Origin of the sequence: Baia soyae (assembly GCF_004341445.1) — a bacterium.
In the GTDB taxonomy this organism is placed as follows: Bacteria; Bacillota; Bacilli; order Thermoactinomycetales; family Thermoactinomycetaceae; genus Baia; species Baia soyae.
In genome coordinates, this window is the sequence record NZ_SLXV01000088.1 from 1 (window position 1) to 1,305 (window position 1,305).

The following is a 1,305-nucleotide window of genomic DNA, read 5'->3' on the forward strand; positions in this document are numbered from 1 at the left end:
TTCAAAAGTAAAGTTGTTCAGGAAGCGCAAGAGATGGGTAGTGCGGTTCAAGTTGCCAAAAGATATGAAATTACGGCGAATCTCATATATAGATGGAAAAAGGAGTTTCAATTGTCTACTTGGAAACATGCAGAAAGCGACTCAAAGAGAGCAGAAAGCTACATCCCAAGCTCAAAAGAATTCCTAGATCTAGAAAAAGAGAATGTAAAGCTCAAAGAAATACTGGGAGATAAAGATCTTGAAATCGCGGTTCTCCGCGATCTTGTAAAAAAGGGGAGCCCTGCTTATCGGACAAAGTGGAAGTAGCCGACAAATGGATTAAGCAGGGCTATACAGCACGCAAGGTGCTGAAAATAGTCGGTATAAGCGAGCAAATATATTATTATCGCAAAAAGCATCGTCATGAAAAACAGAGAGTATCTAACGGAGGGCGTCCTATCCCTGGATTCTCTTTGAATAAGCAAGATGAAGCGATTAGTGATCTTCAAATACAGGAATGGTTGGGTGAATTAGCCTCCGGTGAAGAAGCAGTATACGGATATCGGAAGTTAACGGTTTTACTTCGGAGACAATATGGTCTTCTTATCAATAAGAAAAAAGTATATCGACTCTGTAAGGAAATAAACTTACTCCAACCTCAACGAAAAATAAAAGCTGCATTTCCAAGAAAGATTGCTTGCAATCGTGCCATAACTGCTTCTAATCAATTATGGGAGATCGATATTAAATATGGTTTCGTAGCAGGTGAACAGCGCTTTTTCTTTCTGTTATCGATACTTGATGTGTACGATCGTAGCATCGTGGATTACCATATAGGACTATCGTGTGAAAGCAGACATGTAACTCAGACCATTCAAAGGGCTTTACTGAAGCGCCAGCAATATGAACAGAAGAAATTGCCTGTGCTCCGCACAGACAACGGACCACAATTTATCTCACATTTATTCGGAGATTTCTGCGAGTCAAACGACTTGGAACACGAACGAATTCCACCTCGAACGCCCAATAAAAATGCCCATATCGAATCGTTTCACAGTGCTTTAGAGCGCGAGTGTTTGATTCGTCATGAATTTAAAAACTATCAAGAAGCATACGAGACGGTCATTAATTACATAGATTTCTACAACAAGCGTAGGATTCATGGTAGATTATTTGACCTTGCACCTCACGAGTTTTTTCAGGCTACTCTTAAAAAGCAAATTTCATCGTTCGTTGTAAATGTATAGTACACTAAATGAATAATATCTAAATCTACGATTTACAGAGAATAAGAGAGATCCACTCAATATTTCGGGGGTTAAACCG

General features: G+C 39.4%; 2 protein-coding genes. Both read left to right on the plus strand.

Going from position 1 to position 1,305, the window contains the following annotated elements; genetic code table 11:
- Nucleotides 1–306: transposase (locus tag EDD57_RS14225; RefSeq protein WP_131850073.1), on the plus strand; the 306-nt coding region annotated here is incomplete at its 5' end.
- Nucleotides 297–1,226 (plus strand): IS3 family transposase, encoded by a 930-nt coding sequence (locus tag EDD57_RS14230; RefSeq protein WP_131850074.1) that lies wholly within the window; start codon nt 297–299, stop codon nt 1,224–1,226. The genes EDD57_RS14225 and EDD57_RS14230, both read left to right, overlap by 10 nt.
- Nucleotides 1,227–1,305: the final 79 nt, after the last annotated feature.